The 21,609-nt window shown below is 72.1% G+C and carries 24 protein-coding genes; 11 read left to right on the top strand and 13 right to left on the bottom strand.

Translation table 11 applies throughout. The features are described from left to right. The first annotated feature begins 232 nt into the window (after positions 1-232). Complete coding sequence (locus ACFY3U_RS19355) at positions 233-703, top strand: GNAT family N-acetyltransferase (protein WP_387203257.1); 471 nt, start codon at positions 233-235, stop codon at positions 701-703. A gap of 9 nt (positions 704-712) precedes the next feature. On the opposite strand, the gene ACFY3U_RS19350 is transcribed toward ACFY3U_RS19355, so the two are convergent. Further along, positions 713-1,126: a GntR family transcriptional regulator gene (locus tag ACFY3U_RS19350; RefSeq protein ID WP_387203254.1), complete on the bottom strand. Its 414-nt coding sequence runs from the start codon at positions 1,124-1,126 to the stop codon at positions 713-715. A gap of 260 nt (positions 1,127-1,386) precedes the next feature. Here ACFY3U_RS19350 and ACFY3U_RS19345 point away from each other — a divergent pair, with 260 nt between their 5' ends. The 3 genes from ACFY3U_RS19345 (at position 1,387) to ACFY3U_RS19335 (ending at position 2,372) form a co-directional block, all read left to right on the top strand. Further along, a complete protein-coding gene (locus ACFY3U_RS19345; protein ID WP_387203251.1) occupies positions 1,387-1,695 on the top strand; it encodes a DivIVA domain-containing protein in 309 nt (102 codons plus the stop codon). Next, complete coding sequence (locus ACFY3U_RS19340; RefSeq protein WP_387203248.1) at positions 1,695-1,952, top strand: hypothetical protein; 258 nt, start codon at positions 1,695-1,697, stop codon at positions 1,950-1,952. Before ACFY3U_RS19345 ends, ACFY3U_RS19340 begins: the two co-directional genes overlap by 1 nt. Positions 1,953-2,030: 78 nt before the next feature. After that, the gene (locus ACFY3U_RS19335) at positions 2,031-2,372 is read left to right on the top strand and encodes a cupin domain-containing protein (RefSeq protein WP_387203245.1); all 342 of its coding nucleotides are present in this window, start codon (positions 2,031-2,033) and stop codon (positions 2,370-2,372) included. Between the two features lie 19 nt (positions 2,373-2,391). Here ACFY3U_RS19335 and ACFY3U_RS19330 read toward each other — a convergent pair whose 3' ends face one another. From ACFY3U_RS19330 to ACFY3U_RS19315, 4 genes are all read right to left on the bottom strand, one after another. Next, entirely contained in the window at positions 2,392-3,021 is a 630-nt protein-coding gene (locus ACFY3U_RS19330; RefSeq protein WP_387203242.1) for a maleylpyruvate isomerase family mycothiol-dependent enzyme, read from the bottom strand. Positions 3,022-3,095: 74 nt separating this feature from the next. After that, on the bottom strand, positions 3,096-3,248 hold the full coding sequence (locus tag ACFY3U_RS19325; RefSeq protein ID WP_387203239.1) for a hypothetical protein: 153 nt from the start codon (positions 3,246-3,248) through the stop codon (positions 3,096-3,098). 147 nt (positions 3,249-3,395) lie between these two features. Further along, positions 3,396-4,169, bottom strand: coding sequence for a class I SAM-dependent methyltransferase (locus tag ACFY3U_RS19320; protein WP_387203236.1), 774 nt, complete (start codon positions 4,167-4,169; stop codon positions 3,396-3,398). Between the two features lie 136 nt (positions 4,170-4,305). Then, positions 4,306-4,668: a PH domain-containing protein gene (locus tag ACFY3U_RS19315; RefSeq protein ID WP_387203233.1), complete on the bottom strand. Its 363-nt coding sequence runs from the start codon at positions 4,666-4,668 to the stop codon at positions 4,306-4,308. 139 nt (positions 4,669-4,807) lie between these two features. On the opposite strand from ACFY3U_RS19315, the gene ACFY3U_RS19310 reads away from it, so the two are divergent. Further along, the gene (locus tag ACFY3U_RS19310) at positions 4,808-5,902 is read left to right on the top strand and encodes a DUF4190 domain-containing protein (protein WP_387203230.1); all 1,095 of its coding nucleotides are present in this window, start codon (positions 4,808-4,810) and stop codon (positions 5,900-5,902) included. A 167-nt stretch (positions 5,903-6,069) separates the two neighbouring features. Here the strand turns inward: ACFY3U_RS19310 and ACFY3U_RS19305 are convergent, their stop codons facing one another. Then, positions 6,070-6,378, bottom strand: a complete 309-nt coding sequence (locus ACFY3U_RS19305; RefSeq protein ID WP_387203227.1) for a pterin dehydratase — start codon at positions 6,376-6,378, stop codon at positions 6,070-6,072. Between the two features lie 184 nt (positions 6,379-6,562). Between ACFY3U_RS19305 and ACFY3U_RS19300 the strand changes: the two genes are divergently transcribed. Then, positions 6,563-6,997: a (deoxy)nucleoside triphosphate pyrophosphohydrolase gene (locus ACFY3U_RS19300; RefSeq protein ID WP_387203224.1), complete on the top strand. Its 435-nt coding sequence runs from the start codon at positions 6,563-6,565 to the stop codon at positions 6,995-6,997. Positions 6,998-7,088: 91 nt separating this feature from the next. On the opposite strand, the gene ACFY3U_RS19295 is transcribed toward ACFY3U_RS19300, so the two are convergent. From ACFY3U_RS19295 to ACFY3U_RS19270, 6 genes are all read right to left on the bottom strand, one after another. Further along, positions 7,089-8,156, bottom strand: coding sequence for a succinate dehydrogenase/fumarate reductase iron-sulfur subunit (locus tag ACFY3U_RS19295; RefSeq protein WP_387203221.1), 1,068 nt, complete (start codon positions 8,154-8,156; stop codon positions 7,089-7,091). After that, positions 8,156-10,072, bottom strand: coding sequence for a fumarate reductase/succinate dehydrogenase flavoprotein subunit (locus ACFY3U_RS19290; protein WP_387203218.1), 1,917 nt, complete (start codon positions 10,070-10,072; stop codon positions 8,156-8,158). Before ACFY3U_RS19290 ends, ACFY3U_RS19295 begins: the two co-directional genes overlap by 1 nt. 14 nt (positions 10,073-10,086) lie before the next feature. Further along, positions 10,087-10,893, bottom strand: a complete 807-nt coding sequence (locus ACFY3U_RS19285) for a hypothetical protein (RefSeq protein WP_387203215.1) — start codon at positions 10,891-10,893, stop codon at positions 10,087-10,089. A gap of 261 nt (positions 10,894-11,154) precedes the next feature. Next, complete coding sequence (locus tag ACFY3U_RS19280; RefSeq protein WP_387203213.1) at positions 11,155-12,609, bottom strand: TldD/PmbA family protein; 1,455 nt, start codon at positions 12,607-12,609, stop codon at positions 11,155-11,157. Further along, positions 12,606-14,042, bottom strand: coding sequence for a TldD/PmbA family protein (locus ACFY3U_RS19275; RefSeq protein ID WP_387203210.1), 1,437 nt, complete (start codon positions 14,040-14,042; stop codon positions 12,606-12,608). The genes ACFY3U_RS19280 and ACFY3U_RS19275 overlap by 4 nt, the downstream gene beginning before the upstream one ends. Positions 14,043-14,122: 80 nt before the next feature. Continuing rightward, positions 14,123-14,674, bottom strand: a complete 552-nt coding sequence (locus tag ACFY3U_RS19270) for a Uma2 family endonuclease (RefSeq protein ID WP_387203207.1) — start codon at positions 14,672-14,674, stop codon at positions 14,123-14,125. Positions 14,675-14,885: 211 nt separating this feature from the next. On the opposite strand from ACFY3U_RS19270, the gene ACFY3U_RS19265 reads away from it, so the two are divergent. The 5 genes from ACFY3U_RS19265 to ACFY3U_RS19245 are packed head-to-tail and all read left to right on the top strand — an operon-like array spanning position 14,886 to position 20,741. Next, the gene (locus ACFY3U_RS19265) at positions 14,886-15,941 is read left to right on the top strand and encodes an ABC transporter ATP-binding protein (protein ID WP_387203204.1); all 1,056 of its coding nucleotides are present in this window, start codon (positions 14,886-14,888) and stop codon (positions 15,939-15,941) included. Continuing rightward, positions 15,938-16,957: an ABC transporter ATP-binding protein gene (locus ACFY3U_RS19260; protein WP_387203201.1), complete on the top strand. Its 1,020-nt coding sequence runs from the start codon at positions 15,938-15,940 to the stop codon at positions 16,955-16,957. The genes ACFY3U_RS19265 and ACFY3U_RS19260 overlap by 4 nt, the downstream gene beginning before the upstream one ends. Next, positions 16,954-17,961, top strand: coding sequence for an ABC transporter permease (locus ACFY3U_RS19255; protein WP_387203198.1), 1,008 nt, complete (start codon positions 16,954-16,956; stop codon positions 17,959-17,961). The genes ACFY3U_RS19260 and ACFY3U_RS19255 overlap by 4 nt, the downstream gene beginning before the upstream one ends. A 9-nt stretch (positions 17,962-17,970) precedes the next feature. After that, positions 17,971-18,957, top strand: coding sequence for an ABC transporter permease (locus ACFY3U_RS19250; protein ID WP_387203195.1), 987 nt, complete (start codon positions 17,971-17,973; stop codon positions 18,955-18,957). A 41-nt stretch (positions 18,958-18,998) separates the two neighbouring features. Then, positions 18,999-20,741, top strand: coding sequence for an ABC transporter substrate-binding protein (locus ACFY3U_RS19245; RefSeq protein WP_387203192.1), 1,743 nt, complete (start codon positions 18,999-19,001; stop codon positions 20,739-20,741). An 88-nt stretch (positions 20,742-20,829) separates the two neighbouring features. Here ACFY3U_RS19245 and ACFY3U_RS19240 read toward each other — a convergent pair whose 3' ends face one another. Next, positions 20,830-21,567 (bottom strand): TioE family transcriptional regulator, encoded by a 738-nt coding sequence (locus tag ACFY3U_RS19240; RefSeq protein WP_387203189.1) that lies wholly within the window; start codon positions 21,565-21,567, stop codon positions 20,830-20,832. Positions 21,568-21,609 lie beyond the last annotated feature (42 nt).

The following is a 21,609-nucleotide window of genomic DNA, read 5'->3' as shown; positions in this document are numbered from 1 at the left end:
GTGAGCGCCATCAGCAGGGCCGCCGACGACCGGGGGAGCGAACGGGTTCTCAGCCTGGGCCCGCAGCGCCGCGATCAGCGGCATCAGCTCCATCCAGCGACGGTACGCCCTGGGCGCGGTCCGGCTCTGCCCCGACCGCCCGGCGTCGGCGCCGGCCGCCCGCCAACCGGTTCGCCCCGGTTTCGCCTCGCGGGGGCGGCGCAGGACGACCGACCGGACGTACGGTGAGGCGGTGTCGACGCTGAGACTCGTACCGATGACCGAGCAGCAGTACCAGCGCTACCGCGAGAGTGCGGAGGCCGACTACGCGCAGAACCTCACCGACTCCGGCAGCATGCCGCCGGCGGAGGCGCGGGACAAGGCCCGCGAGGACTACCAGCGGCTGCTGCCGGACGGCCTGGCCAGCGAGGGCCACCAGCTGTGGACCGCGTACGACGGTGACGACGAGGTCGGCATGGTCTGGCTGCACTTCGAGGAGAAGTCCGACGGCCCGCACGCCTTCGGGTACGACTTCGAGGTGCTCCCCGAGCTGCGCCGCAAGGGGTACGGCCGGACGATCATGCGGGCCGCCGAGCAGATCTGCCGCGAGCGCGGGGTGGTGTCGATCGGCCTGGCCGTCTTCGGCGACAACCTCGGCGCCCGCGCCCTCTACGAGGAGATGGGCTACGAGGTCACCCGCATGCAGATGCGCAAGCTGCTCTAGCGGGTCAGGTCACGCCGGCGGGCGGGTCAGTTCGACCTCGTCGCCGGGCAGCACCTCGACCTCACCGTGCGCGTCGCGCACCTCCAGCACGGGTACGCCCTCGTCGAGCTGCATCGTGCGTCGTTCGGTGCCGCTGGGCATCCGCGCCACCACCGATGCCCCCGGCGCCAACTCGACCTGCCGCCGCTCCGGAGTCTCGCGAACCCTCGTGCCCTGGCTGCGACTGGTGGTGACCAGTCCTTCCGAGCGCAGGATCGAGATCGCCATCCGGACTGCGTCCCGGCCGATGCCGTATTCCTGCACCAATCGGGTCTCGCTCCCGACCGGCGCGCCCGCCGCGAGCTCACCGGACTCGATCCGACCGCGCAGCAGGTCGGCCAGCTGCACGTAGACGGGCGTGTGGGAACGCGGATCGATCGTCATGGCTCAACAATTCGTGGCCTGATGGCCCTCACGCCTCGTGGCCATATGGCCATAAGGCCTTGTGCCAATGTTGCTTTCGTCGTATCGTCGCAGTGGCAGTCGGTGCTCGGGCGGAAACGCTCGGATCGCTCGACTGCGCCGCGCGGCCCTGCTGTCGTACCGCTGATCGGAAGCTGCGGTGGCAGGGCGGGGTGGCCGGCCCGTGCGCGGCGGGCGGGTGCGGCCACCCCTTCCAACCCGTACCCGAAGGGGGTCAGGCGGTGCGTGCCCTGTTCCGGCGTTCCGACCGCAACCAGCGACCGACCCGGCCTGCCGGCCCGGCGGGCAACTACCGCTCCTCGGCGTACGTGCCGCTGCTGCCCTGGCAGCTGCGGGAACGGCGGTTCCGGCTGGTCCGGCGTGGCTTGGACCCGGCGGAGGTGCACGCCTTCCTGGACCGGGCGGCCGGTGACCTCGACGACGCCTACCGGGCGCTGCGCGCCAGCCGCGCGGAGGCCGCGCGGATCCGGGACGCGTTGCGCCGGTGGCAGAGCGAGCAGGCCGAGCGGGCCGCCGCGGAGCGGCGCTGATGACCGGCCGGGAGCGGTACGTGGTGCACCTGCCGGTGTTCGCCGCCGACCTGCCCGGCGCGGTGCGCCTGGCCCGGGTGGTGGCCCGGTGGGCGAACGTGCTCGGCTGCGCCGACCCGGGGGAGACCACCGTGTCGGCCGAGGACGAGCAGGGCGTACGCCATCGCGCGTTCTGTGACCGCCGCATGCCCGACGGCCGGCGCTGCCCGCTGCCGGCCGACCACGACGGGCCGTGCGCCCGCCGCCCGGGTCGTTGACACAACGCCAGGTCCGATGGCCGCCAGACCCGAGGCGGTACGGCCGGCAAACTGGACGGCATGCCTACCGAGACACCTGTGACAACTGGTCGCGTGGCGTTCGAGCACTGGTACGACTTCACCGAGGGCGGTCCGGTGCACCGGGCGCTGCTGCCGTTTCCGGCGAGCGCGCCGGCGCCGTTCGAGGTCGCGCGCTGGGCGGTGGCCCCGGGGACCGCCAACGACCTGGACGTCCACCGGTCCCGCGAGGTGTGGGTCGTGATCGCCGGGACCGGCACCCTCACCTGCGCGGATCGGACGGCGGTGTTGCACGCCGGCGATGTCACGGCGTTCGAGACCATGGTGCCGCACCAGGTCCGCAACGACGGGCCCGACCAGTTCCTCGCCGTCTCCGTCTTCTGGCTGCAGGAGAACGCCTGATCCCCGCGAGCCGGGACGGTCAGCGGGCCACCCGGCCCCGGAGGACGGCCGCCCCGTCACCACCGAGATCGGTCAGCGCGACGGGCCGGCCGGTCAGCGCCATCAGCAGGGCCTCACCGGTGCCGCGCACCGTCGGGCCCGTGCCGTGCGCCCAGTCCAGGTCGGCGGCCTCGAAGCGCAGGCCGGCCACCCGACGGCGATCGGTGAAGCCGACCGCGCGCCGGCTCATCACGAAGCCCAGCGAGACCCTCAGCGGCTCGGGGAGCAGATCGGCCGGCAGGCCGAGCGGACGCCTGATGTCCTGTCGGTGCACCTGCAGGTCGGTGAGCTGACCGAAGTGGCCGACGACCGGCGGCGCGAACGGGTTCTCCGCCTGGGCCCGCAGCGCGGCGGCCAGCTCGCCGGGCGGCCGGTCGCCGACCAGGCGGCCCAGCTCCGCGTTGAACCGGTGCAGTCGGAAGCCGCTGCGCGCCAGCAGCGGCAGGGTCGACAGCGGCCTGGTGACCAGCGGTGCGAGCACGTGCCCGATCACCTCGCGGACCGTCCACTGCGTACAGAGACTCGGTGCGGCCAGCTGCTCGGGGGTCAGCGTGTCGACCAGATCGGCCATTCGGCGCCGCTCGGCGGCGATCAGCGGCATCAGCTCCATCCACCGAGGCTACGTGCCCCGTACCGTCCGCCGCTGCCCCAGCACCGGGTGTCAGCGGCGGGATTCGAAGGAGTTCAGGATCGTCCGACGATGCCGCAGACCGGGGCCACGACGAGCGCGATCCCACCGATGGTCTGGGCGACGCCGTCGCCGGTCGCCTTCAGCACCACGCCGCCCACCAGCAGCACGACCGCCACGGTGAGGAGAATCAGGCTGCTCCTGCGCATCCGTCTCATGGGAGGTTCATGCCCGTCGACCCGTTCGCTGAATCGTTCACGTCATCAGCTCCACAGCGTCCCAGCAGACCTACGACCCGGTGCGCCGGCGGGACGGTGGTCTCCGGCGGCGGTCGCCCGCCGCCGGAGACCACCCGCTCACCTCCGGTAGACCGAGATGTGCGACGGGCTGGTCGCCTCGAACGGCCGCCGGTGCCAGTCGGCGTACCGGTCGACGAGCCGCAGCCCGGCCGCCGCGGCCATCTCGTCGATCTGCTCCGGCCAGGCGTACCGCATCGCGAAGGGCTTGAGGTGCACGCCCTCGGCGTCGAACGTGATCAGCTGCCGGACGAAGGTCTGCGCCGCCCGGTCGTACTGGTGCAGGCGGATGGTGGCCGAATCCTCCGTCACCGACCGCATCTGCACCTGCTCGTTCCGGTCGAAGTCGGCCGGGTCCGGCACGAACGTCTCGATCACGAACTCGCCGCCCGGCGCCAGCACCCGGGCCACGTTGCGGAAGCAGTCCTGCTGCCGCTCCGCCCGGACCAGGTTGAACAGCGTGTTGAAGACCAGGTACGCCAGCCGGTACGGGCCGTCGACCGGCACGTCGGCCATGTCACCGATCGCCACCCGGATCCGGTCGCCGCCGGGCTTGGCCCGCAGCTTCGCCACCATCTCCGGTGACGCCTCCACGCCCTCGACGGTCAGGCCACGCGCCGCCAGCGGCAGCGCCACCCGCCCGGTGCCGACGGCCAGCTCCAGCACCGGCCCGCCCCGGGCCCGCTCGGCGAGGAAGTCCACCGCGTCGGTCGGGTCGGGATTGCCCGGCCCGTCGTAGTCCTCCGCCCAGAGCCGGCCGAACAGGCCGGGGTCGTCCAGGACGGACCGGTCAGTGCCGGGGCGCTTCCCGGCGGGGGTGTTCGACGTGCTCACAGTGCCTCGATTCCATGGGGTGGATGGTGGTTCCGACCTGAATGGACATCGATGGGTGAGGCATCTCGGCGCTCCCTCCGCTCGGCTACGAGCCAGCCAACCGGCGTACCGGCGACCCGGCAACCGGATTACCCGCTCAGGAGATGTGGTGCAGGATCACGTTGTGCACGTGGTGGCTCTTCTGCGCGCCGCGGAACTCCACCTCGTAGGTGTGCGCGCCGACGTGGATCGCGATCGACCCGGTGGAGAAGAACGACCCGCCCCACGACTTGTTGCTGACCACGCTCACGCTGGTGACCTTCGAGTACGGGATGCTGGTGATCGCGTACCGCTTTCCGACGAAGGAGCGGTCCTGGATGATGACCCGCCGGTCGGTGAGGCCGATGAAACCGGTGCCGGTGCCGACGGCGTCGTAGACGGCGATGATCTGTTCCCCGTCGAGCAGGCCGCTCTGGATCTGCTGGAACTGTTCCTTGCGGTCATACGTCGGCTGCGTCATGCGGTCCACGGTAGGTGGGCGGCGCCAACCGGCCCGCCGCTCGCGGCCGTCGCCACCACCGGTCACGATGGAGAGACGCCCCGGGTGTCAGCCGAGTGGGCTACCCTGCTCGGCGCACGGGCACGCGGGGGAGGCAGAGATGACCACGGACGGCGCCGGCTCCCGGCCGGCCGAGGACGAGCGAGCGCCACGGCGACCGGCCGCCGGTCTGCTGGAGGTCGCCGACGAGGGATGGGAGCCGTGGTCCCGCCCGGAGCCGGTGCGCGGGCGGCTGAGCCGTACCGCCCTCGCCGCGTTCGTCCTCGGGCTGCTCGGCGGGTTGCTCGCGCCGCCCGTCGCGGTGGTCGCGCTGCGTCGGATCCGCCGCACCGGCGACCGTGGTCGGCGGTTGGCCGTGGCCGGGCTGGTGCTGTTCGGGGTCTGGGTGCTGGTGGCGGTGCTGGCGCTCGTCGTGCCGGCGCTGCGGTCCGAGCCGGACGCCGGGGTCGACGCGCTGCGGGTGGGCGAGTGCTTCCGCGGCGGCGACCCGTCCGGCGCGCAGACCGCGCCCGCGCGGATCAGCCGGGTCGCCTGCACCGAGCCGCACGACGGCGAGCTGGTCGACCACCTCCCGGCCTACGACCGGTACGCCGACGAGGCATACCCGGGGGCGGCGGAGCTGTCCCGGCGGGCGGCCGACCGGTGCCAGCCCCGGCAGTCCAGTTACGTGCTCGACCCGTTGGCGTTGCCGGCCGAGGCGCGGCTGCGCTGGTACCTGCCGTCGCGGCTCCGGTGGGCCGACTCACCGACGATCACCTGCTACTTCACCGGCGGCGCGACCCCGCTCACCCGCCCGTTGCGCGCCGACGCCACCGTGCTGCGCCCCGAGCAGCTCGCCTACCTCGACGCCACTCGGGAGTACGTCGCGCAGCGGGACGCCCTGGTCGCCCAGGCGCCGACCGCCTCGCTGGAGGCCCTGCGGGAGGCGGTCCGCCGGACGGAGGCCGCGCACACCCGGATGTGGCTGCGGCTGAGCGGCCGAACCTGGCCGGAGCCGGCACGACCGGCGATGGCGGCGCTGGTGAGCGAGATGGAGAAGTCCGAGCCGGCCTGGCGGGACGCCGACCGGGCGACCGCCCCGGCGCAGGTGCTGCCGGTGGTGACGCAGGCCCAACGGCACCCGACCCCGGCGACCGAGCAGGCCGTACGCCGGGCCCTGGGGCTGCCCGTCGTGCCGGGCGACCCGGTCCGCTGAACCGACCGGCGAGCCGGTGCCATGACCGGTCGGACCGGGGGAGACCGGACGATCCGGGGAGCGTCCCGGGCCACGCGCGGCCCTAGGCTGGGGTGACGCCACGCGGCGCGCACGGACGGACGGGGGTCGACGATGACGGCTCGACGTACCCGCCCGGGCGGCTGGTCTCAGCTCTCAGCGACCGCGCGGTACGCGTCCTCGATGCGGGCGGCCAGCAGCACCTCGCCGTCGCTCAGCGGCTCGCCGTGGCCGTGGCCGACCCGGATCTGGGTCTCCGAGTCGCGGCGGCTGATCTCGGGCCGTAGCCGGAGCGCGTCCGCGACCACCTTGACCCGCTCGGTCAGCGCCGCGTGCTGGGTGTCGTCGATGACCAGGGTGCGTCGGATCTGCTCGCCCTCGCGGGTCCAGCCCGTGAGCAGCGTGAGCGCGTCACTGAGGTAGTCGTGCTTGGCTCGGCTGCTGAACAGCACGCGCATAACCGCACCTCCCAGGCGTCGTTCCCGGCTCGTGGCCAAATCGTCGCCGTCCCGTGTCCTCGTGGTGTTATACAGTCTTCCCGGCGGACGGGCTGTGTGTCCACGCCCACACTTCCGGGTCTTCCTGACCTGATGGCCGGGTCAGGTACCCGAACCGACGATTGATCTGGCACGCTGGACGCCCGTGCGGACCGAACGGGTTACTGAGAGCGGGCAGGCCGAGCGGCGTGCCCCGAAGGTCGTCGTCGGCGCGGCCATCATCTCCGGCGGGCGGGTGCTGGCCTGCGCCAGGTCCGCGCCGCCCGAGGTGGCCGGCATGTTCGAGTTTCCCGGCGGCAAGGTCGAGCCGGGCGAGGACGAGGTCGCCGCGCTGATCCGCGAGTGCGCCGAGGAGCTCGCCGTACGGGTGGAGATCGGCGACCGGATCGGCCGGGACGTACGGATGGCCCACGGCCGCTCGGTGCTGAAGGTGTACGCCGCCAGGCTGCTGCACGGCGACCAGCCGCGCGCCCTGGAGCACCAGGCGCTGCGCTGGCTGCCCGCAGCGGAGCTGGACTCGGTCACCTGGCTGCCCGCCGACGCCCCGATCGTCGCCGCGCTGCGCCCACTGCTGCGCTGACCCGCGTTCGCGGAACCGGATCCTGAGGCGAAAACGGGACGGGGGCCGGCGGCTTTCGCCGCGGCCCCCGTCGTCGTTGTCGTCGTGGTGCTCAGTGCCGGTCGTCCTGGCTCGGGTGGGCGAAGTTCAGGTGCTCCGGAGGGATCGGGAAGGTGACGTCGTCGCCGAACGGGGACGGGGCCGCCGCCCGGTCGAAGGTGAGCTCCGTCAGGGGCAGCTTGCCGCTGTCGTCGACCGCCGGGGCGGTCGGGTGCGGCACCTCGCGCTGCCAGTTCACGCCCTTCTGGACCTCCACCTCGGCGGCGACGTTGTGCGAACCGCCGCTGTGCGGGTGACTCCCAGCCTTGTGAGCGCTGCTGTGCACCACGGACTCCTTCCCCGCGCTGCCCGCGGTGCTCTGGGGCGTGTCACCCCGTCGGAAGATCTTGTTACCAAGCCACACGAGGGGATCATATCTGCGGTCGACGACCCGCTCCTTCATGGGGATGATCCCGTTGTCGGTGATCTTGATGTGCTCGGGGCAGACCTCCGTGCAGCACTTGGTGATGTTGCAGAATCCCAGGCCCTGCTCCTGCTGCGCGTACTCCTTGCGGTCGGTCTTCACGTCCAGCGGGTGCATGTCCAGCTCGGCCGCGCGGATGAAGAACCGCGGGCCGGAGAACGCCTGCTTGTTCTCCTCGTGGTCGCGGATCACGTGGCACACGTTCTGGCACAGGAAGCACTCGATGCACTTGCGGAACTCCTGCGAGCGCTCCACGTCGACCTGCTGCATCCGGTAGTCGCCCGGGGCCAGCTCCGGCGGCGGCGCGAACGCCGGGGTCTCCCGGGCCTTGGTGTAGTTGAACGAGACGTCGGTGACCAGGTCCCGGATCACCGGGAAGGTGCGCAGCGGCGTGACCGTGACGGTCTCGGTCTCCTCGAAGGTCGACATCCGGGTCATGCAGCTCAGCCGCGGCTTGCCGTTGATCTCCATCGAGCAGGAGCCGCACTTGCCGGCCTTGCAGTTCCACCGGCAGGCTAGATCCGGGGCCTCGGTGGCCTGCAAGCGGTGGATCACGTCGAGGACCACCTCGCCCTCGTTCACCTCGACCGTGTAGTCCCGCAGGTCGCCGCCGGTCTCGTCGCCGCGCCAGACGCGGAACTCCCGTTTGGTCCCCATCAGTTGCTCGCCTCCTCAGCGAGGGCGTCGAACTCCGCGAGCTCCTCGTCGGTCAGGTACTTGGAAAGCTCGGCGCGGTCGAACAGCCCGATCAGCTCGGCGCGCATCTTCGGCAGCGGCTTGTGCTCCAGGCGTACGGTGTCGCCGTCCAGCGAGCAGACCAGGTTCACCCGGCGCCACTTCGGGTCCATCGCCGGGTGGTCCTCCCGGGTGTGCCCGCCGCGCGACTCCTGCCGCTCCAGCGCCGCCCTGGCGGTGCACTCCGAGACCACCAGCATGTTGCGCAGGTCCAGCGCCAGGTGCCAGCCCGGGTTGTAGCGCCGACCGCCGGCCGCGCTCACCTTGGCCACCCGCTCGCGCAGCTCGGCCAGCCGGCTCAGCGCGTCGACCAGCTCACCCTCGCGCCGGATGATGCCGACCAGGTCGCCCATCACCGCCTGGAGGTCCTGCTGGAGGGTGTACGGGCTCTCGCCGGTGTCCCGCTGCAGCGGCGCCAGCGCCGTCTCCACCGCGGTCTCCACCGCGTCGACCGGCACCCGCGGGCGCGAGGTCAACTGATCGGCGTACGACGCGGCGTGGCCGCCGGCCCGCTTGCCGAAGACCAGCAGGTCGGACAGCGAGTTGCCACCCAACCGGTTGGAGCCGTGCATGCCGCCGGAGACCTCACCGGCGGCGAACAGCCCGCGGACGTGGCCGAAGGCGGCGCCCGAGTCCGGGTCCACCTCTACGCCGCCCATCACGTAGTGGCAGGTCGGCCCGACCTCCATCGGCTCGGCGGTGATGTCGACGTCGGCCAGCTCCTTGAACTGGTGGTACATCGACGGCAGTCGGCGACGGATCTCCTCGGCCGAACGGCGCGAGGCGATGTCCAGGTAGACGCCGCCGGCGGGCGTACCCCGGCCGTCCTTGACCTCGCTGTTGATCGCGCGGGCGACCTCGTCGCGGGGGAGCAGCTCCGGCGGGCGCCGGTTGTTGTCCGGGTCGGTGTACCAGCGGTCCGCCTCCTCCTCGGTCTCCGCGTACTGCTTGCGGAAGACGTCGGGGACGTAGTCGAACATGAACCGCTTGCCGTCGGAGTTCTTCAGGACGCCGCCGTCGCCCCGGACCGACTCGGTGACCAGGATGCCCTTCACCGAGGGCGGCCAGACCATGCCGGTCGGGTGGAACTGGAGGAACTCCATGTTGATCAGCGTCGCCCCGGCGCGCAGCGCCAGCGCGTGCCCGTCCCCGGTGTACTCCCACGAGTTCGAGGTGACCTTGTAGGACCGGCCGACGCCCCCGGTGGCCAGCACCACGGCCGGCGCCTCGAACAGGACGAACTCGCCGGACTCCCGGTAGTAGCCGAACGCCCCGGCGACCCGGTCGCCGTCGAGCAGCAGCTCGGTGATCGTGGTCTCGGCGAAGACCTTGATCCGGGCCTCGTAGTCGCCCAGGTCGCGCTTGTCCTCCTGCTGGAGGGAGACGATCTTCTGCTGGAGGGTGCGGATCAGCTCCAGGCCGGTCCGGTCGCCGACGTGCGCGAGCCGCGGGTACTCGTGGCCGCCGAAGTTGCGCTGCGAGATCTTGCCGTCCTTCGTCCGGTCGAAGAGCGCGCCGTACGTCTCCAGCTCCCAGATCCGCTGCGGCGACTCCTTCGCGTGCAGCTCGGCCATCCGGAAGTTGTTCAGGAACTTGCCGCCGCGCATGGTGTCGCGGAAGTGCACCTGCCAGTTGTCCCGGCTGTTCACGTTCCCCATGGCGGCGGCCGCGCCGCCCTCGGCCATCACCGTGTGCGCCTTGCCGAACAGCGACTTGGAGATGATCGCGGTCTTCTTGCCGGCCAGCCGGGCCTCGATCGCCGCGCGCAGGCCGGCGCCGCCGGCCCCGATCACGACGACGTCGTAGTGGTGTCGTTCGATCCGAGTGGTAGTGGTCATGTCCGCCGCGCCCTCTAGTTGATGAACCGCAGGTCGTTGAACCAGCCGGCGGCCACGGCCATCACGTAGAAGTCGGTGAGGGCCAGGGTGCCGAGGGTGATCCAGGCGAGCTGCATGTGCCGGACGTTCAGCCAGGAGACACCCGTCCACGCCTTGTAGCGCATCGGGTGCTTCGAGAAGTGCTTCAGCCGGCCGCCGATGATGTGCCGGCAGGAGTGGCAGGAGATGGTGTACGCCCAGAGCATCACCACGTTGACCAGCAGGACGATGTTGCCCAGCCCGAAGCCGAAGCCCTTCGGCGAGTGGAACGCGTAGATCGCGTCCCAGGTGTTGATCAGGGAGATGATCGCGGCGGCGTAGAAGAAGTAGCGGTGCAGGTTCTGACCGAGCAGCGGGAACCGGGTCTCACCGCTGTAGGACTGGTGCCCGTCCGGCACCGCGCAGGCCGGCGGCGAGAGCCAGAACGACCGGTAGTACGCCTTGCGGTAGTAGTAGCAGGTCAGCCGGAACAGCAGCAGGAACGGCAGGGTCAGGGCCGCGTCCGGGATGATCCACCAGCCGGGCAGGAAGCTGCCGAAGTGCGAGGAGCCCTCGACGCACCGCTCGGTGACGCAGGGGGAGTAGAACGGCGTCAGGTAGTGGTACTGGTCCACCCAGTACCACCTGTGCATGAAGACCCGGACCGTCGCGTACGCCACCCAGGCGCTGAGCCCGATGACGGTGATCAGCGGGGCGAACCACCACCGGTCCGTCCGCAACGTCTTCGCCGCGATCGCGGCGCGCGCCCGCGCTCCCCGCGGCCTCGTTGCCGTTGATGTCATTCGCGTCGTCTCCCTGACGGGGCCCTCGCGGGCGGCGGATCACGTTCCGGTCGGCCAGCGGACCGGTGGGGACACGGGTCCACTGCCACGTCTGTGCGCACCAACGACCGCACCGAGAGATCGGCGCAGCTAAGTGACACACGTTACGCCGATCTCCACGGCCGGGGCCGCGCAACGCAGTGTCCCGTGTGTCCCGCAGGTTGGAAAGACCTCCGCCATGATCAATATGTGGACGGGTCCCGGTCGGGCCGTCGGCGGCGGTCAGCCGGACGCGCCGCCGGTGAAGTTCCACGCCGCGAGTCGCAGCGGCGGCGCGTCCCACCAGGCGCCGGGCATCCGGTCCGGCTGGCGGACCGCCCGCCGGCCGATGCCCGTGACCGCCCCCGGTCCCATTGCCCGGGGGTACGACTCGGTGAAGCGGAAGTCCCGCACCGCCCGGGTCGGCACCCCGTCCTCCACCAGCCACACCCCGTTGCGGGTCAGCCCGGTGATGACCAGGCTCTTCGGATCAAGCACCCGGGTGTACCAGAAGTCGCTGACCAGCAGGCCGCGTTCCACGCCGGCGACCAGGGCGGCGGTGTCCGGATCGGCCACCGCGCCCGCCGCACCCGCGCCGGGCCCTCCGGCGTCGACGGCCGTGCCGCCGGCCGCGTCGGGCCCTGCGGTGCCGCCGGTCGTGGGGCGGTCGGTGCCGGTGCTCGCCTCGGTGGCGGGGAGGAGGCGCAGGTTCTGCGGGATCGGGCCGAAGGTGGCGGCGCCCGCCGTGCCGTGCCCGGTGGAGCCGGTGCCCGCCTCGGCGCCGCTGCGCCGGTCGTGCGCCACCGCCGCGGTGCGGCCCGCCTCGACCAGGGTCAGCGCCCGGCGCGGGACACCCTCCAGGTCGTACGGCAGGACGGCGCCGTGCAGCGGGTCGTCGACCAGGGTCACCGCCGGGTCGAACTGGGCGGCGCCGAGCTCGGCGAAGCTCTGCCGCTCGGCGTACCGCTTGCCGTTGAAGCCGTACCAGGCGAGGTTGTGCAGCAGGTCGGCGACGGCGGCCGGCTCCAGCACCACCTGGTAGCGGCCCGGCGGCAGCTCGACCGGCTCGGCCGCGGCGCGGGCCTTGGCCGCAGCTCGGGCACCGAGCGCGACACCGTCCAGGTCGGCCAGCCGGTCGGCGCAGAGCCGGGCCACCCCGTCCGCGCCGCCGGCCCGGGCGATCCCGTCCATCGCCGCCTCGACCGCCCGGCCGTGCGCCGAGTGGCCGGCCGAGTTGGCGAACGCGCCGGAGCGGTACGACGTGCGGCAGTAGCCGGCCGCCTCCAGGCCACCCACCGCGTCCACGAAGGCGCGTACCCGCTCGGCCCGGGCGTCCGGCTCGGCGTGCGCGGTGGCCTCGTCGAGCACGCCGCTGGAGAGCACCGGCGTGGGCGGGGTGAGCCCCGGCCAGGCCGGGTCGGGTGGGCAGAGCCGGGCGGCGGCCAGGGTGCGCTCGACCAGGGCGCGCAGCCCGTCCGGGTCGACCAGGCTGCCGCCGCCCGCCGCGGTCCGGCCGTCGACGTGCAGCCGCAGCCGCACCGCGACGCCGGACTCGGCGACGTTCTGGTGGATGGCCGAGTTGGCGAACCGGGTCAGCGCCAGGTCGTGCCGGACGGCCTCGACCTCCGCCTGTGCGTGCGGCCCGGCGAGCCGGCGCACCAGCTCCACCACCTGCGCGGCGATGTCCAGCTCGGTCATGCCCGCACCCCCACCCGGACGCCCCGGAAGCGCGCCGGCGCGGCGGGGTGGCCGGTGTGCCCGGTCTGGCCGGGCTGGCCCTTGCCGCAGTTCGGCGTGCCCCAGGGGGTGATCTCGGAGGAGAGCATGTCCATCGAGCGCCAGAAGAGCGGGCCGATGCCGGTGTAGGTGGGGTTGCGCAGCATCCGGCCGCGCCGACCCCGCTTGACCTCCCAGCCGATCTCGCAGCCGAACTGGAAGTTCAGTCGCTTGTCGTCGATCGACCAGGACCGGTTGATGTCCATCAGCACCCCGTCGTCGGTGGCGGCGATGATCTCGTCGAGGGTGTGCGGGCCCGGCTCCAGGCCGACGTTGGTCATCCGCACCATCGGTAGCCGGGCCCAGCCGTCGGACCGTACGCTGCCGCCGTAGTCCAGGCCGGCGACGGCGGCCGAGTCCCGGCCGGCGAGCACGCCCACCCAGCGGCCCTCGCGGACCGCGTCCCGGGCGACCGCCGGGGACCCCTCGTCGTCGAAGCCGAAGCTGCCCAGCGCGCCGGGGATGGTCGGGTCGATGGTCACGTTCATCAGCTCCGAGCCGTAGCGCAGCGAGCCGAGCTGGGCCAGGTCGAGCCAGGACGTGCCGGCGAAGGCGGCCTCCCAGCCGAGGATGCGATCCAGCTCGATGGCGTGCCCGACCGACTCGTGGATCTGCAGGGCCAGCTGCTCGCCGCCCAGGATGAGGTCGGTCTCGCCGGTCGGGCACTCGGGCGCGGTGAGCAGCGCGCGGGACTCCTCGGCGATCCGGGCCGCGTGCTCGGTCAGCTCCAGCGACTCGACCAGCTCCCACCCGGTGGTGCCGTACTGGCCGCGGTAGCTGGGCCAGGACCGGCGCTGGGTCTCGCCGTCGCCGATCGAGGTGGCCGAGATGCCGCCGCCGCACTCGCGGATCCGCTGGTCGATCCGGTGCCCCTCGCTGGAGACGAACCACTTGGCGGTGTCCCAGATCTGGTAGAGCCCCTCGGCCAGGTCGGCGCCGTGCTGCCGGATCGTCTCGGTGGCCCGGACCAGCAGGTCGCCCTTGTCGGACAGGGCCACCCCGAGCGGGTCGATCTCGCAGCCGGACGCCCAGCTGGCCACCGTCGGCGCCGACGGCACCAGGTCGATCGGCGGGCCCGGCACCCGCGCGCTCGCGGCGGCGATCACCGCGGCGCGCCGGCCGGCGTCGCGGGCCGCGGCGTCCGACAGCTCCGGTACGGCGTGGAAGCCCCAGCTCGACCCGACCAGCGCCCGGACGCCCAGCCCGACGCTCTCGTCCTGGGTCAGCTCCTCGATCGCCCCGTTGCGGGCCGACATCGACTCGTAGCGGCGGTGCATCACCCGGGCGTCGGCGTAGCGGGCCCCGGCGTCCAGCGCGGCCTGCACGGCGGCGGACGCCGCATCGAACTCGCTCATGCCGGCACGGGTCCACGGTGACGGGTCGTTCGCCTGGGGTCACTCATGGGCCCGACCCTAGGCGAGCCCACCGACATCTGTCAGGGGACGAGATCCTCGGGCCGGATCGTCGCGCGCACCGGCTCGGTCAACTCCAGGGTCTCACCGCGCTTCACGGCCGCGTGCTCGGCGTAGTTCCGGCCTCGCCGGCGGAACAGCCGCATGGCGCCGGTCTCCTGCTCGACCAGCAGGTACCACTCGATCCCGGCGGCCGCGTAGTAGTGCATCTTGAGCACCTTGTCCGTGGCGGCGTTGCTCGGCGAGATGATCTCGCAGGCGAGCCGGACGGCGGGGGCGTCGATCATCAGCTTGTCGAGGTCCACCGGTTCGGTGACGACGAGGTCGGGAATCGCGATGCGACCGGGATTGAGCCGGACGTTCACCCCTTCCAGCAGCTCCAGATCGACCGGCTCGGTCGCCGCTTCCAGGATGTTGCCGAGTTTGCGGGAGATCCGCTGGTGGCGTGGGGTGGGGGCTGGGGTCATGTGCAGGCTCCCGTCGAACAGCTCGACGCGGTGGGACGTCTCGCCGAGGGCGAGGTACTCCTCCTCGGTCCACGGGCCGACGTGGCTGTCGAACACTGCCGCGCTCATGGTCACCTCCACCTCGTGTCGCTGGGCATTCTCACGCGGTCGCCACTGCCATGGTCGCACTCCCGGTGTGACGACGAGGTTACGACCGGGCGACGGCGGGCGGGCATCGGTGGCGGTGTCGAGCCGCTAGGCTGTGCCGCGGCAGCTCCGGCAGCTGTAGCTTATTTTCACCTCCTTGATTCTGTTGTAGGTTCTCTACGGCTCAGGGGAGGTGGCCGTGGACAGTCCGAACGACGGGCCTTACCTGCGGGTGGAGGACCTGCGGGTGCGGTTCCGGACCGAGGACGGTGAGGTCCGCGCGGTCGACGGCGTCTCGTTCACCGTGGAGCGTGGCCGCACCCTCGGCATCGTGGGCGAGTCCGGCTCGGGAAAGAGCGTCACCTCGCTGGCCGTCCTCGGCCTGCACGACCCGAAGCGCGCCACCGTCACCGGCGAGATCTCCGTCGGCGGCCGCCAGCTGGTCGGCCTGCCGGAGGAGGAGGTACGCCGGCTGCGCGGCCGGGACATGGCGATGATCTTCCAGGACCCGCTGTCCGCGCTGCACCCGTACTACACGGTGGGGCGGCAGATCACCGAGGCGTACCGGGCGCACCATCCGAAGGCGGGCCGGCGGGAGGCGCGCGGGCGGGCGGTGGACATGCTCGGCCGGGTCGGCATCCCGCAGCCGGCGCGGCGGTACGACCAGTACCCGCACGAGTTCTCCGGCGGGATGCGGCAGCGGGTGATGATCGCGATGGCGCTGGTCAACGACCCGGACCTGCTGATCGCGGACGAGCCTACGACCGCGCTGGACGTGACCGTGCAGGCGCAGATCCTGGACCTGCTCGCCGACCTGCAGGCGGAGTTCCGCTCGGCGATCGTGCTGATCACCCACGACCTCGGGGTGGTGTCCCAGGTGGCCGACGACGTGCTGGTGATGTACGGCGGGCGGGCCGTCGAGCGCGGCAGCGTGGAGCAGGTGCTGCGGCGGCCGCAGCATCCGTACACCTGGGGGTTGTTGGCCAGCGTGCCGTCGCTGCACGGCGACGCCGACGCGGACCTGGTGCCCGTGCCCGGCAACCCGCCGTCGCTGATCGACCTGCCGTCGGGCTGCGCGTTCCACCCGCGTTGCCGGTACGCCGGTCGCAACGGCGACCGCTCCCGCACCGAGGTCCCCGAGCTGCGGCCGGCCGGCGCCGCCGGTCACCTGGTCGCCTGCCACCTCTCCGCCGACCAGCGGACGCTGCTGCGCGCCGAGGGTGCGGCCCAGGTGGAGGTGGTCCGGTGAGCGAGGAGAGCACGCCGCTGCTGCGGGTGCGCGGGCTGAGCAAGCACTTCCCGGTGCGCACCGGCTTCCGTAGCGGGGGTCTGGTGCGGGCGGTCGACGGGCTGGACTTCGACGTGCGGCCGGGGGAGGCGCTGGGGCTGGTGGGGGAGTCCGGCTGCGGGAAGTCGACCACCGGGCGGATGCTGGTGCGGCTGTTGGAGCCCACCGCCGGGAGCGTCGAGTTCGCCGGGCGGGACATCACCCGGCTGGGCCGGCGCGAGCTGCGGCCGCTGCGGCAGGAGCTGCAGATCATCTTCCAGGACCCGTACGCGTCGTTGAACCCCCGGCACACCGTCGGGCGGATCGTGGCGATGCCGTTGCGGGTCAACGGGATCGACCCGCCGGGCGGGGTGAAGGCCCGGGTGCGGGAGTTGCTGGAGCTGGTCGGGTTGAACCCGGAGCACTACAACCGGTATCCACACGAGTTCTCCGGCGGGCAGCGGCAGCGGATCGGCATCGCCCGCGCCCTGGCCCTGCGACCGAAGTTGATCGTCGCGGACGAGCCGGTGTCGGCGTTGGACGTGTCCATCCAGGCGCAGGTGGTGAACCTGCTGCGCCGGCTGCAACGCGACCTGGACCTGGCGTTCGTGTTCATCGCCCACGACCTGGCCGTGGTGCGGCACTTCTCGCAACGGGTCGCGGTGATGTACCTCGGGAAGATCGTGGAGATCGGCGACCGGGCCGACATCTACGAGCGGCCCCGGCACCCGTACACCCGGGCGTTGCTGTCGGCGGTGCCCGACCTGGCCGGCCGCGGCCCGCGGATCCGGCTGGCCGGCGACGTGCCCACCCCGCTCGACCCGCCGTCCGGCTGCCGGTTCCGGACCCGCTGCCCGAAGGCCCGCGAGGTCTGCGCCACCGACGAACCCGCCCTGGTGCCCCGCGACGGCAGCGCCCAGGCGGTGGCCTGCCACTTCCCGGAGGACGGCGGGCTCGTCGCCGCGCCGGGCGCGAGCGTCGAGGAGGTGTCCGGATGAGCGTGTCGCCGGTCGAGGGGGTGGCGCTCGCCGAGATCGAAGCCGGCGCGAACCCGGACGGGCCGACGGGCAGGGGTGTCGTCGGGCGCTCACCAGGGCAGCTCGCCTGGCTGCGGCTGCGCCGCGACCGGACGGCGACGGTCAGCGGCGTGCTGCTGGTCTTCTTCATGCTGCTCGGGCTCGCCGCGCCGCTGATCGAGTTGGCGTACGGCGTCGGCCCGCGCGAGCAGTTCCAGCAGCTGCTGGACGGGTTCGGCATGCCGTTGGGCTACGCCGGCGGGGTCAGCGGGAGCCACTGGTTCGGGCTGGAGCCGGGGCTGGGCCGGGACATCTTCATCCGGCTGGTCTACGGGCTGCGGACCTCGCTGTTCATCGCGATCGCCGCCGCGCTGATCACCGCGGCCATCGGCATCGTGCTCGGCGCGCTCGCCGGCTACCTGGGCGGCTGGCTGGACGCGGTGATCACCTGGATTACCGACCTGACCCTGGCCATGCCGTTCCTGATCATCGCGCTGGCCCTGACCCCGACCCTCACCCTGCGCTTCTACGGCGAGCGGGGGCAGGTGTCGTCCGCCTTCGGGGTCGGCGTGCTGATCGCCGTCTTCGCCGTCTTCGGCTGGACCGGCACGGCCCGGCTGGTGCGCGGGCAGGTGATCGCGTTGCGCGAGCGCGAGTTCGTCGAGGCCGCCCGGGCCAGCGGCGCCGGTCTGGGGCACATGCTCTTCCGGGAGCTGCTGCCGAACATCTGGGCGCCGATCCTGGTCTCGTTCTCGTTGGCGGTGCCGCAGTTCATCACCAGCGAGGCGGCGCTGTCGTTCATCGGCGTCGGGCTCAGCGACGAGACCCCGAGCTTCGGTCGGATGATCTACCGCAGCCTGGACTTCCTCCAGACCGACCCGGCGTACGTGTTCTTCCCGGGCATCACGATCTTCGCGTTGGTGTTCGCCTTCAACCTCTTCGGCGACGCGCTGCGTGACGCGCTCGACCCGAAGTCGTCCCGGTAGGGGTCCGTCATGGCGCGTTTCCTGATCAAACGGTTCTGCTCGGCCGCGCTGACCCTGTTCGCGGTGAGCGTGTTGACGTTCCTGATGTTCTTCGCGCTGCCGCGCGACCCGGTCAGCGGCATCTGCCCCAAGAACTGCAGCCCGGAGCGGCTGGAGCGGATCCGCGACGAGCTGGGCCTGAACGACCCGCTGGTCAGCCAGTACGCCGGCTACATGAAGGGCATCGTCGCCGGTCGGGACCTGGGCAGCGCCCAGGGCGGCCGGTGCGACGCGCCCTGCCTGGGCTGGTCGTACGTGACCAACGAGGCGGTGTCGGACACCATCGCCCGGGTGCTGCCGGTGACGCTGAGCATCGTGCTCCCGGCGGCCGTGCTCTGGTTGCTGCTCGGGGTGGGCCTCGGCATGGTCTCCGCGCTGCGCCGGGGCACCTGGCTGGACCGGGTCGCCATCGGCTTCTCGCTGACCGGGGCCTCGTTGCAGCTCTACTTCGTCGGCGCGGTGCTCCTGCTGGTCTTCGTCTACCAGCTGCGCTGGCTGCCGGTGCCCAGCTACACGCCGCTCCTCGACGATCCGATCAAGTGGGCCGCCGGCCTGGTGCTGGCCTGGCTCTCGCTGGCCTTCCTGTTCTCCGCCATCTACGCCCGGCTGTCCCGGGCGCAGATGCTGGAGACGCTGTCGGAGGACTTCGTCCGCACCGCACGGGCCAAGGGCCTGACCAAACCCCAGGTGTACGGGCGGCACGCGCTGCGCGCGGCGATCACCCCGGTGGTGACCATCGCGGGTCTGGACGTGGGCGGGGCGCTCGGCGGCACGGTGATCACCGAGACCACCTTCGGCATCCAGGGGCTGGGGCGTACCGCGGTGGACGCGGTCCGTTCCGGCGACCTGCCGACGATCATGGCCACCGTGCTGATCGCGGCGGTCTTCGTGGTGCTGGCGAACGTACTGGTGGATCTGCTCTACGCGGCCATCGATCCGCGGGTCCGGCTGCGCTGAGCCGGGTCGTTCGACATTCCGACCATTCGAGGAGGTACTTCATGAGACCACGCGTGGTGGCTGCCGCAGGCGGCGCGCTCGCCCTGGTGGTGGCGCTGGGTGCGTGCACGAAGAACACGGGCGAGGGCACCACTGTCGACACCGAGCGGCAGCAGACCGGGGTCATCGCCACCGACCCCAAGGACTCGCAGGGTCCGGCGGCCGAGGTGGCGGGCGCCCAGAAGGGCGGCACCTTCACCATCATCCGCGAGTCGCCGATCTCCCACCTCGACCCGCAGCGGACGTACTCGTTCGCGGGTCTGATGACCAACCCGCTCTTCGCCCGCTATCTGACCACCTGGAAGGACGACGGCAAGGGCGGCCTGGTCCTGGTCGGCGACCTGGCCGAGACGCCGGGCAAGAACGTGAACAACGACTGCAAGGTCTGGGAGTTCACCGTCAAGGACGGGGTGAAGTTCGAGGACGGCAGCCCGATCACATCCAAGGAGATCGCGTACGGGATCGCCCGCTCGTTCGACCCCGACCTGTCCGGTGGCCCGACCTACCTGCAGGAGTGGCTGGCCGACAGCCCGCAGTTCGACACCAAGTGGGACTTCAAGAAGAACAAGACCTCACTGCCGCCCGGCCTGACCACGCCGGACGCCAAGACCCTGCGGTTCGAGTTCGCCAAGCCCCGCTGCGACCTGCCGTTCGCGGCCTCGCTGCCGACCGCCGCGCCGCTGCCGCCGGCCAAGGACACCGGCGTCAACCTGGACACCAAGCCGTTCTCCTCCGGGCCGTACAAGATCGCCAAGAACCAGGTCGGCGTGCAGCTCACCCTGGACCGCAACCCCAACTGGGACCCGAAGACCGACCCGGTCCGCCACCAGTACCCGGACCAGTTCGTGTGGACCTTCGGCCCGACCGCCGACGCCGCCAACAACCGGGTGATCGCCGACAACGGCGCCGACCAGAGCGCGCTGGCCTTCAACACCGTGCCCGCCTCGCTGGTCGCCAAGGTCGCCGGGGACGCCGCGCTGAAGGACCGCACGATCCTCTCGCCGACGCCGAGCGCGAACCAGCTGGTCATCAACGTCCAGCGGGTCAAGGACCTCAAGGTCCGGCAGGCGCTCAACTACGCCATCGACCGGGAGGGCCTGATCAAGGCGATGGGCGGGCAGACCGTCGCCGCGCCGATGACCACGCTGATGCCGCCGTCGACCATCGGCTACCAGGCGTACGACGCGTACCCGGCCGGCGCCAACGGCAACCCGGACAAGGCCAAGGAGCTGCTCGGCGGGCAGACCCCCGCGCTGGTCCTCGGCGTCGCGGACAACTCGACCGAGCAGCAGCAGGGCGCCCAGCTCAAGGCGAACCTGGAGCGGGCCGGCTTCAAGATCACCCTGCGCAACATCTCGGACGACGCGAAGCTCGACGAGATCAAGAAGCGGGACAACCCCTGGGACCTCTACATCGGCAACTGGGCGGCGGACTGGCCGAGCGGGGCGTCCATCCTGCCCGTGCTCTACGACGGCCGCACCATCAAGGCGACGGGCAACAGCAACCAGTCGTACTTCAACGACCCGGCGATCAACGCCGAGATGGACCGCATCCAGGCCCTGCCGGCGGCCGACCAGGGCCCGGAGTGGGCCAAGCTCGACAAGCGGATCATGACCGAGCACGCCCCGGTGGTGCCGCTCTTCGTCGACGTCGCTTACCACGTGCACGGCTCGAAGGCCGGCGGGGTCTTCATCTCCAGCGTGTTCGGCTACCCGTCGTTCGTCAACGCGTACGTCAAGCAGTGACCCGCCGCTGAGGCGGTCCGTCGCGGGACCGGGTCCCCTTCCGACAGCGTGGTCGGGAGGGGGCCCTTCGCGTTCCCACCCGCGGCCCTCAGCGCGGTCGTCCGGTGGGGTCGGCGTCGAGGTGCTCGGTGAGCCGGGCCGCCCCGGTGAGCATGGCCCGGCCGCGGGCGGTGAGCCGGTCCCGCCACTGACGCAGGGACGCGGCGAGCGCGTCGGCGCCGCCGGCCTCGCGTACCCGACGCAGCACGCCAGCGATGTGGTCGAGCCGGTATCCGCCGCGGCGCAGCAGGTGGGCGAGCTCGGCGTCCCGGACGTCGTGCGGGGAGTAGACGCGGTAACGGGTCGTCGGGTCACGCACCGGTCGCAGGATCCCGGCCCGCTCCCACTTGCGCAGGGTCGCCGGGCGTACGCCGAGTCGGTGCGCCAGCGCGCCGATCGACAGCGGCGTCCCGCTCGGTGCCGGTGGCGGCGCGGCGGTGAGCACGGCGACCGCCTCCTGCACCGCGTCCAGGGTCTCCCGGTCCCGCAGCAGCAGGGCGTGGCTTCGGTCGATCGCGCGCAGCGCCGCGTCGAGCTCGCCCCGGACGACCGCCCGCATCACCTCGGTGGCGACCGGGTAGCCGTGGGCCGCCACCAGCGCGAGGTAGGCGCTCAGCGCGGTGGCGTGCGCCTCGGTGAACCGGCGGTAGCCGGTCGGGCTGCGGTCGGCCGGCGGCAGCACGCCGGCCCGCTCGTAGTTGCGTACGGCCTGCGCGGAGAGGCCGTGCCGGCGCGCGAGGTCGACCGGCCGGCGTACCCCCGGGTTTGAGGGTTTCGCAGTGCTCACCGTGCTCCCTAGCGGCAAAGTCTCAATCGCAGGTTCAACGAT

This window comes from Micromonospora sp. NPDC000089 (assembly GCF_042899365.1).
GTDB lineage: Bacteria > Actinomycetota > Actinomycetes > Mycobacteriales > Micromonosporaceae > Micromonospora.
This window is presented reverse-complemented; position numbering and strand designations above follow the sequence as displayed.

What these genes read in the sequence shown, in the direction of transcription:
- ACFY3U_RS19350 (WP_387203254.1), bottom strand. Translation starts at nt 1,126, where the DNA reads ATGACGATCGATCCGCGTTCCCACACGCCCGTCTACGTGCAGCTGGCC.
- ACFY3U_RS19290 (WP_387203218.1), bottom strand. Translation starts at nt 10,072, where the DNA reads ATGACCACTACCACTCGGATCGAACGACACCACTACGACGTCGTCGTG.
- ACFY3U_RS19270 (WP_387203207.1), bottom strand. Translation starts at nt 14,674, where the DNA reads ATGAGCGCGGCAGTGTTCGACAGCCACGTCGGCCCGTGGACCGAGGAG.
- ACFY3U_RS19245 (WP_387203192.1), top strand. Translation starts at nt 18,999, where the DNA reads ATGAGACCACGCGTGGTGGCTGCCGCAGGCGGCGCGCTCGCCCTGGTG.
- ACFY3U_RS19275 (WP_387203210.1), bottom strand. Translation starts at nt 14,042, where the DNA reads ATGAGCGAGTTCGATGCGGCGTCCGCCGCCGTGCAGGCCGCGCTGGAC.
- ACFY3U_RS19295 (WP_387203221.1), bottom strand. Translation starts at nt 8,156, where the DNA reads ATGGGGACCAAACGGGAGTTCCGCGTCTGGCGCGGCGACGAGACCGGC.
- ACFY3U_RS19330 (WP_387203242.1), bottom strand. Translation starts at nt 3,021, where the DNA reads ATGGAGCTGATGCCGCTGATCGCCGCCGAGCGGCGCCGAATGGCCGAT.
- ACFY3U_RS19250 (WP_387203195.1), top strand. Translation starts at nt 17,971, where the DNA reads ATGGCGCGTTTCCTGATCAAACGGTTCTGCTCGGCCGCGCTGACCCTG.
- ACFY3U_RS19280 (WP_387203213.1), bottom strand. Translation starts at nt 12,609, where the DNA reads ATGACCGAGCTGGACATCGCCGCGCAGGTGGTGGAGCTGGTGCGCCGG.
- ACFY3U_RS19305 (WP_387203227.1), bottom strand. Translation starts at nt 6,378, where the DNA reads ATGCGCGTGCTGTTCAGCAGCCGAGCCAAGCACGACTACCTCAGTGAC.
- ACFY3U_RS19325 (WP_387203239.1), bottom strand. Translation starts at nt 3,248, where the DNA reads ATGCGCAGGAGCAGCCTGATTCTCCTCACCGTGGCGGTCGTGCTGCTG.
- ACFY3U_RS19285 (WP_387203215.1), bottom strand. Translation starts at nt 10,893, where the DNA reads ATGACATCAACGGCAACGAGGCCGCGGGGAGCGCGGGCGCGCGCCGCG.
- ACFY3U_RS19310 (WP_387203230.1), top strand. Translation starts at nt 4,808, where the DNA reads ATGACCACGGACGGCGCCGGCTCCCGGCCGGCCGAGGACGAGCGAGCG.
- ACFY3U_RS19315 (WP_387203233.1), bottom strand. Translation starts at nt 4,668, where the DNA reads ATGACGCAGCCGACGTATGACCGCAAGGAACAGTTCCAGCAGATCCAG.
- ACFY3U_RS19255 (WP_387203198.1), top strand. Translation starts at nt 16,954, where the DNA reads ATGAGCGTGTCGCCGGTCGAGGGGGTGGCGCTCGCCGAGATCGAAGCC.
- ACFY3U_RS19340 (WP_387203248.1), top strand. Translation starts at nt 1,695, where the DNA reads ATGACCGGCCGGGAGCGGTACGTGGTGCACCTGCCGGTGTTCGCCGCC.